Origin of the sequence: Aquitalea magnusonii, assembly GCF_003202035.1 — a bacterium.
GTDB lineage: Bacteria > Pseudomonadota > Gammaproteobacteria > Burkholderiales > Chromobacteriaceae > Aquitalea > Aquitalea magnusonii.
Genome location: NZ_QJKC01000020.1, coordinates 50,346 through 58,601, shown reverse-complemented (window position 1 = coordinate 58,601; position 8,256 = coordinate 50,346). Strand labels below are relative to the sequence as shown.

Genomic DNA, 8,256 nt, shown 5'->3' with positions numbered 1-8,256 from the left:
CTGCTGTTTTCGCTGGGTACCCGCGAAACCTTCGGCATCAATGTATTCAAGGTGCGCGAGGTATCGCAGACGCCGGCCATCACCAAAACCCCCAACATGCCCTTTGGTGTGCAGGGCGTGCTGTCCTTGCGCGGCAACATCATCCCGGTGATTTCGCTGGCACGTTTCGTCGGCTCGGAACAAAGCGGTCGCAAATTCGACACCATGATCGTCACCGAATTCAACAAGAGCACCCAGGCTTTCCTGGTGGATTCGGTCGACCGCATCATCCGCGTCGACTGGGACCGGGTACGCGCCCCGGAAAACATGATGAGCACCACCACCAACTCCAATCTGATCACCGCCATTACCGAACTGGAAGACGGCAAGCTGGTTTCCATTCTGGACGTGGAACAGATTCTGGCCACCGTGGTGGGTGAACCGCGGCTGCCGGACATTCCGCAGGCACAGCTGGAAACCGACCAGTACCTGTTCTTCGTCGACGACTCGGTGGTGGCGCGCAAGGAAATCACCAGCGTGCTGGAAAAGATGGGCATCAAGTTCCAGCAGGCCACCAATGGCCGCGAAGCCTGGGAACGCCTGCAAGTGCTGGCCAGCCGCAGCTGGGGCGAAGACGAGTCGCTGCACGACTATCTGAAGATCATTCTGGTGGATGCGGAAATGCCGGAAATGGACGGTTATGTCCTGACCAAACTGATCAAATCCGATGTCCGCTTCAAAGGCATCCCGGTTATCATGCACTCCTCGCTGTCCTCCAACGCCAACAAGGCGATGGGTTCCAGCGTGGGTGTCGATGCCTATGTTGCCAAATTCGATCCGGCAATACTGGCTGAAACTTTGATTCCATTCCTGCAGAGGTAACCGTTAAAATCAACGGCTCAATGGAATACCGACATTTCAGGACCTACCCAGATGCCAGATAAAAACATGCGATTCCTCGTTGTGGACGATTTCTCGACCATGAGAAGAATTGTTCGCAACCTGCTGAAAGAGTTGGGCTTCACCAATGTGGATGAAGCCGAAGACGGCCAGGTTGCCTTGCACAAGCTGAAAACGCAGCATTTCGACTTTATCGTTTCCGACTGGAACATGCCGAACATGACCGGCATCGAGTTGCTGAAAGCAGTACGCGCCGACCAGCAGATCAAGCATCTGCCCTTCATGATGATTACCGCCGAAGCCAAGCGGGAAAACATCATCGAAGCCGCCATGGCCGGCGCCAGTGGTTACATCGTCAAACCGTTCACGGCTGCCACACTGGAAGAAAAGATGAACAAGATCTTCCAGACCATGAACAAGTAAAACGAACAAACATAGCAAACAAACTTGCCTAGTCAGCACTGAGGAGAGGCTATCGTGCCGGATCACATTCTGGAAAGTGGAGATTCACCGGATCTCGAAGCATTGTTTGACAGCATTGCCAGTCAGCAACAGCAAAAAGAACCAGAAGCAATCTCGACCACATCGGCTGGGTCGGCAAGCACGGCAGCCAGCAACGAAACCAGTACCGCGGTCATGTACGAACAGATTGGCCAGTTGACACGAAAGATGCACGACGCGCTGCGCGATCTGGGCTATGACAAATCACTGGAAAAGGTGGCAGACGCCATTCCCGATGCCAAGGACAGGCTGAGCTACATCGCCTCGCTGACGGAAAGTGCGGCCGAACGGGTGCTCAATGCCACCGACCTGGCCAAACCCTATCAGGATGATCTGGAAAGTCGTGCCAGGCTGCTGTCGGAACGCTGGAACCTGCTCTATGCCAACCAGCTGTCGACTGCCGAATTCAAGAACCTTGCCGAGGAGACCCGTCAGTACCTCGGCCATGTTCCGAAACAAACCCAGGCTACCAATACCCAGTTGCTGGAAATCGTGATGGCGCAAGACTTCCAGGACCTTACCGGCCAAGTCATCAAGAAAATGATGGATATGGTGCATATACTGGAAACGGAACTGGTGGCCTTCCTGATCGAATTCTCTCCGGATTCGAAGAAAGCCGAGCTGGACAGCAATCTGCTGAATGGTCCGGTGGTCAATCCGGAGGGCAGAACGGACGTGGTGTCCAGCCAGCAGCAGGTCGACGACCTGCTGGAAAGCCTGGGCTTCTAAACAAAAAGCGGTGAACGTGTTAGCGGCATAAGCGGGGTGAGAATATGAGCGATTTTGGCGGCATGGAAGAACTGCTACAAGACTTCCTGATGGAATCCACCGATCTGCTGTCCGATGTGGACAACAAGCTGGTGGAACTGGAAAAGCGTCCTGAAGACAAGGCACTGCTCAATGACATTTTCCGGGGTTTCCACACCATCAAGGGCGGAGCTGGCTTTCTGAACGTGGGTCCGATGGTCAACCTGTGCCATCGCACCGAAAACCTGTTCGACAAGCTGCGCAATGGCGAACTCCACATCACGCCGGAAGTGATGGACGTGATTCTGGATGCAACCGGCATTGTGCGCGACATGTTCGGCACCCTGGGCCAGGGCCTGATGGTGGCGGATGCCGATGCCGATGTACTCAATGCACTGGATGCCGTACTGGCCGGCGAGATGCCCGGCAAGGCCGCCGCGCCCGCCCCTGCCCCGGCGCCTGCCGCAGTGGCAGCGGCTCCGGCGGTGCAAGCCGTGGCCAGCCCGGCGCCGGCTCCTGCTCCTGCTGCTGCCACAGACGGTCCTGACTGGAATGCCCTGCATCAGGCCATCGTGCCGCAAGCGGCCACCGCACAGCCTGCCCCGGCAGCCGCACCTGCACCGGCGCCGGCAGCAAGCGCAGCACCGGCCGCAGCAGTTGCCGCCGTTGTCAGCACACCGGTACAGGAACTGCTGCCCGCCGCAGAACACATTCCCGCAGCCAAACCTGCCAGCAAGGCGGTGGCCAACAAGCAGCCCAGCAGCGCCGGCAACAGCAGTGGCCCGCAGGAAAACACCATCCGTATCGATACGGTACGCCTGGACATGGTGCTCAACCTGTCCGGCGAAATCGGCCTCACCAAGAACCGCCTGACCACCCTGCGCACGGAAATCCTGCAGGGCAATCGCGACGGCAACACCCTGCGCTCGCTGGACGAAGCCATCAGCCAGCTCGACCTGCTGGTGGGTGACCTGCAGAACGCGGTGATGAAGACCCGCATGCAGCCTATCGGCCGCCTGTTCCAGAAGTACCCGCGCCTGGCACGCGACCTGGCTCGTCAACTGGGCAAGGAAGTGGAACTGGTACTGTCCGGTGAAGAAACCGAGCTGGACAAGACCATGATCGAAGATCTGAACGATCCGCTGGTCCACCTGGTGCGCAATGCGGTTGACCATGGTGTCGAGTCGCCGGAAGAACGTATTGCCGCTGGCAAGAAGCCGCAATCGCTGATCCAGCTGACCGCCGAACAGGTGGGCGATCATATCCAGATCGAAATCACCGACGACGGCAAGGGCATGAACCCGGACGCCCTGCGTCGCAAGGCCATCGAAAAAGGCCTGATCGATCAGGAAACCGCCAACGGTCTGGACGAAAAGCAGTGCCTGCAACTCATCTTCATGCCGGGTTTCTCCACCAAGGACCAGATTTCCAGCGTTTCCGGCCGTGGCGTGGGCATGGATGTGGTGCGGACCAATATCCAGAAACTCAACGGCCGCATCGACATCAACTCGCTGCCGGGCGAAGGCACCCGCATCAGCATCTCGCTGCCGCTGACCCTGGCCATTCTGCCGGTACTGGTGGTCCGTGCCTGCAACCAGCCGTTTGCCGTACCGCTGGCCATGGTGCGCGAGATCATCACCATCGATCCGAACGCCATTCAGGAAGTCTCCGGCAAGCCCACCATCGTGGTACGCGACGAAATCCTGCCGCTGCGCACCCTGGCCGGCCTGCTTGGCTGGGAACCGACACAGAAGCCCTACTTTGGCGTGCTGATGCAGTCGGCCGAGAAGTCCTTCATTCTGGCCATCGACTCCTTTGTCGGTCGTGATGATGTGGTCATCAAACCGCTGCAGAATATTCGTCCGAAGGGTGTGGCCGGTGCCACACTGTCTGGCGACGGCTCGGTGGTACTGGTGCTGGATATGGAAGACCTGCTCAGCTCCAGCGATGGCACCAATGGCCAAGTCCGGACCTCGGAGTTGATCTCCGTATAAGAAAAACCAGAACTGGCAAGTTTTAATGACCTCACAAAGCGCCTTCATTGGCCGACAACCGGTATTGAACCGTAACCAGCAGCTCATCGGGTATGAGCTGCTTTTTCGTGCAAGCGAGGAAGCCAATTCGGCAGGGCCACACAGCGAGCTGCAGGCGGATACCCAGGTATTGGTGAATACCCTGAACAATATGGGTACCAGCTGGCTGATCGGCAACAAGCTGGCCTTCATCAATGTGGGTGAAGCCATGCTCACCAGCGATTTTCTGGAGTTGCTGCCACCACGCCGGGTGATTCTGGATATCGCCCCCGACATCAGCGCCTCCAGTGAATTGCTGTCACGGGCGCGCCATCTGCGGTCGCTGGGTTTTGGCATTGCCCTGGATGATTTCTCCTTCGAGGCCCAGTCCGCCGCCTTTCTGGAGTTCGCCAACTACGTCAAGCTGGATATCCAGAACCGCAATACCAATCACTTCCAGGTTCTGGCTGCCCGCTTGCGCAGCTATCCGGTGATCCGTATTGCCGAGCGGGTGGAAACCCACGAGCAATACCATCTGTGCAAGGAACTGGGCATGGATGGCTTTCAGGGCTACTACTTCGCCAAGCCGGAAACCCTGTCGGCACGGGTGATTCACCCCACCTTCAGCAATGCGCTGGAGCTGCTCAACCTGCTGCGCATGGATGCGGACCTGCGTCAGGTGGAGCAGATCCTCAAGCGCGATGTGGCGCTGTCCTTCAAACTGCTGCGCTATGTCAATTCGGCCGCTGCCGGGCTGAACACTACCATCAGCTCCTTCTCGCACGCAGTCACCGTACTGGGTTACAAAAAGCTCTACCGCTGGCTGACCCTGCTGCTGGTCACCGCCTCCGATGATGGCCGTGCGCCACCGGCCCTGCAGAAAACCGCCGTGACCCGGGGCCGCTTCATGGAATTACTGGGAGAGCAACTGGGGCTGCATCATGACGAGTGTGACAATTTGTTCATCGTCGGCATGTTCAGTCTGCTCGATGTACTATTCGACATGCCCATGGCCAATATCCTGGAGCACTTGCAATTGCCGCTGCCCCTGATCGAAGCCCTGTCGGAACGCAAGGGGCAGATGGGTGCCCTGCTGCAACTGACCTGCAGCTGCGAAGATGGCCAGCTGGCCGGGGTGGTCGAACTGTCGGCACGGCTGCAGCTGAGCGCCGACCAGCTCAACCAGGCCCATGTCGCCGCACTCGCCTGGGTAGAGGATCTGGGCTTATAATTGCCAGCCCTTCAGCCGGTTCCGAACCCCTCGATGAAACTGTTAGCCATTGATACCTCCAGCAGTTATTTGTCCCTGGCCCTCAGCCTGGACGGCGAAATGCACGCCTTTCATGAGGAGATGGGACAAAAACACGCGGAACGCACCCTGCCGGAAATCGATACGCTGTTAAAACAGGCCGGCATCAAGCTCACTGCGCTGGACGCCATCGTCTTCGGTCAGGGACCGGGTTCCTTTACCGGCCTGCGCATTGCCTGCGGCCTGGCACAAGGACTGGCTTTTTCCGCGGGACTGCCGGTCATCGGCATTCCCACGCTGGATGCCGTCGCCCAGCAAAGCGCAGCCGACCAGTTGCTGGTCTGCCTGGATGCGCGCATGCAGCAAGTGTATTGCGCGGTCTACCAGACCGGCCCGCACTGGCAACGCCTGGGACCGATCACCCTGCAGGACCCCCAGGCGGTGGTCTTGCCAGACGGCATCACCCAGGTAGCCGGCGATGGTTTTGAAAACTACCCCGCCCTGCTGGCAGGACAACGTGAGCACATTCGCCATAGCGGCGTGCTGCGCGCCGATGCCAGCGCCCACATCGCGCTGGCACAGAGCGGTCGCTACCCCATGCAACACCCGCGCGAGGCCGAGCTGCTGTATGTCCGCAACAAAGTGGCACTGACCTCGATCGAACAACAGGCACTCAAGGGATGAGCAGCGTCCGCCGCTACCATCCAGCCTCCGCCCACGACCTGGCCACACAGGAAGCTGCCGCAACAGCGCATGGCTGGAGCGCAGGCAATTACCAGGATTCCATCAACGCCGGCCACGCATTTTACTGCCTTGAGCAGCCAGAAACCGGCTTTGCCGTGGTGATGCCGGTGCTGGATGAAGCCGAGCTGCTGAATATTGTCATTGCCGCGCCGCAGCAGGGACGTGGTCTGGGCCGACAATTACTGGAGGGCCTGATGCAGGATCTCCGGCAACAGGGTTGTCAACGGCTGTTCCTGGAGGTGCGCGCCAGCAATGCCCCGGCGCGGGCACTCTATCTGCGTTGCGGGTTTCATGAGTCCGGCCTGCGCAAAAACTACTACGCTGGCGGCGATGGTCAACGCGAACACGCCATCCTGATGGAGGCCTGCCTGTGAACCGCAGCCGCTTTATCCAGCAGGCCATCGGCCTTGGCCCGCAATGGCAGGCCCGCAGCGGCTGGTTTGAACAGCATCCCGCCGAACTGGAGCGCAAGGCTTGGCAACTGGCACAGCAGCAAGCCAGCCAGTCTGCGGCCACCGCGGCAGAAATCCCCCCCGCCATAACCGCCGTAACGGAGGCCGATGCTCAGCTGGCGGCCCCGCTCCTGGTGACCAGTCCTGCTGCCATGGCAAGCACTCCTGAGCTCATATCAGTAGCCGCTCCGGTGACTGCCATAGCGGAACAGCCCGCTGCCGCGCCCCTGCCGCTGGTGGAACTCAGTTGGGAACAGCTGGAACAAGCCGTGGCAAACTGCCAAAACTGCCAGCTCTGCCAGACCCGCAGCCAAACCGTATTTGGCCGTGGCAATCCGCAGGCACGCTGGATGCTGATCGGCGAAGCCCCAGGCGAACAGGAGGACCGGCAAGGCCAGCCCTTTGTCGGCAAGGCTGGCCAGCTGCTGGACAATATGCTGGCGGCTGCCGGACTGGACCGTGAAAACGATGTCTATATCGCCAATGTGCTGAAATGCCGGCCACCAGGCAATCGCAACCCGGCTCCGGCTGAAATCCTGGCATGCAGCAACTATCTGCAACAGCAGATTCGCCATGTGCAACCCACCCTGATTCTGGCCTTGGGCCGCTTTGCCGTGCAAACCCTGCTGCAGACCGAGCAAAGCATCGGCAAGCTGCGCGGCCAGTTGCACCACTATCAGGGCATTCCACTGATTGCCACCTATCACCCGGCCTATCTGCTACGCAATCTGCCGGACAAGGCCAAGGCCTGGCAAGACATGGTGCTGGCCAAGCAGCACTTCAACCGTCTCAGCAAGGCAGCGTCCCTGCACACCACCCAGCCTCAGCCATAGACTCCCCGCAGCCAGCGCCGATAAATGGCATCGGCCTGGCGATGGCTCTGCGGCATGCCCTCCTCCAGTGAAGCGGCAATCTGCGCCACCGACATGACACTGGGCAGATCATGGGCATCGATTTCCTGATAGCCCACCTGCAGCCACTGCCGGATCATTTCCACTTTCACCTCGCAATGAAACTGCATGCCCAGGTGGCGGCCGTCGTACAGATAAGCCTGGTTGCGGCAATAGGCACTGCTGGCCAGCAAACTGGCCCCTGGCGGCAAGTCGAAACTGTCGCTGTGCCACTGAAAAACACGCGGGGACGAATACCCGCCAAACCACTCCTGCGCCAGCGCCTCCGATTCGGCCTGCAGCGCGACCCAGCCGATTTCCGGAATGTCCGCCTTGCGCACACGCGCACCCAAGGCCCGCGCCAGCAACTGCCCACCCAGGCAGTGTCCGATCACGGGTACCCCGGCAGCCACCGCCCGCCGCAGGAAGTCGATCTCCGGCAGAATCCAGTCATGCTCGGCCTCGTCGTTGACGCTCATCGGTCCACCAAAAGTGGCGATGCCGGCATAAGCCGACACATCATCCGGCAGCACTGCACCGGCATAGACCTTGAAAATGCACGAAGGTATAGCCTGGCGGTTCAGATAATCGAGAAAATATTCCGGTCCATCCAGCGACACATGCTGAATGATGGCGATGGGCTTCATGTCGTCTCCTCGTGCACACCTTGACTCCACAGATGGAATACGTGATCACAAAAAAATGAAAAGAGCCAATATAGATGAATTAACACTGACGATGAATTGAAAATTGATCAAATCATCAAGAGACCAGCTGCAGTG

The 8,256-nt window shown here is 59.1% G+C and carries 9 protein-coding genes; 8 read left to right on the top strand and 1 reads right to left on the bottom strand.

The features are described 5' to 3' along the window. The 8 genes from DFR38_RS17745 to DFR38_RS17710 all read left to right on the top strand — a co-directional run. On the top strand, positions 1-861 hold an 861-nt coding region (locus DFR38_RS17745), incomplete at its 5' end, for a chemotaxis protein (RefSeq protein ID WP_110313702.1). Between the two features lie 51 nt (positions 862-912). Continuing rightward, complete coding sequence (gene cheY / locus DFR38_RS17740) at positions 913-1,302, top strand: chemotaxis response regulator CheY (protein ID WP_082693990.1); 390 nt, start codon at positions 913-915, stop codon at positions 1,300-1,302. Positions 1,303-1,356: 54 nt separating this feature from the next. After that, positions 1,357-2,109: a protein phosphatase CheZ gene (gene cheZ / locus DFR38_RS17735; RefSeq protein ID WP_059287598.1), complete on the top strand. Its 753-nt coding sequence runs from the start codon at positions 1,357-1,359 to the stop codon at positions 2,107-2,109. A gap of 44 nt (positions 2,110-2,153) precedes the next feature. Continuing rightward, entirely contained in the window at positions 2,154-4,121 is a 1,968-nt protein-coding gene (locus tag DFR38_RS17730) for a chemotaxis protein CheA (RefSeq protein ID WP_110313701.1), read from the top strand. Between the two features lie 25 nt (positions 4,122-4,146). Then, positions 4,147-5,370, top strand: coding sequence for an EAL and HDOD domain-containing protein (locus DFR38_RS17725; RefSeq protein WP_059284859.1), 1,224 nt, complete (start codon positions 4,147-4,149; stop codon positions 5,368-5,370). Positions 5,371-5,403: 33 nt separating this feature from the next. Then, complete coding sequence (gene tsaB / locus DFR38_RS17720; protein ID WP_059284860.1) at positions 5,404-6,072, top strand: tRNA (adenosine(37)-N6)-threonylcarbamoyltransferase complex dimerization subunit type 1 TsaB; 669 nt, start codon at positions 5,404-5,406, stop codon at positions 6,070-6,072. Further along, on the top strand, positions 6,069-6,506 hold the full coding sequence (gene rimI / locus DFR38_RS17715; protein WP_059284861.1) for a ribosomal protein S18-alanine N-acetyltransferase: 438 nt from the start codon (positions 6,069-6,071) through the stop codon (positions 6,504-6,506). Before tsaB ends, rimI begins: the two co-directional genes overlap by 4 nt. Beyond that, positions 6,503-7,417, top strand: coding sequence for a uracil-DNA glycosylase (locus tag DFR38_RS17710; protein ID WP_110313700.1), 915 nt, complete (start codon positions 6,503-6,505; stop codon positions 7,415-7,417). The genes rimI and DFR38_RS17710 overlap by 4 nt, the downstream gene beginning before the upstream one ends. On the opposite strand, the gene DFR38_RS17705 is transcribed toward DFR38_RS17710, so the two are convergent. Further along, entirely contained in the window at positions 7,408-8,121 is a 714-nt protein-coding gene (locus DFR38_RS17705; RefSeq protein WP_110313699.1) for a type 1 glutamine amidotransferase, read from the bottom strand. The two genes, DFR38_RS17710 and DFR38_RS17705, sit on opposite strands and share 10 nt — an antisense overlap. Positions 8,122-8,256 lie beyond the last annotated feature (135 nt).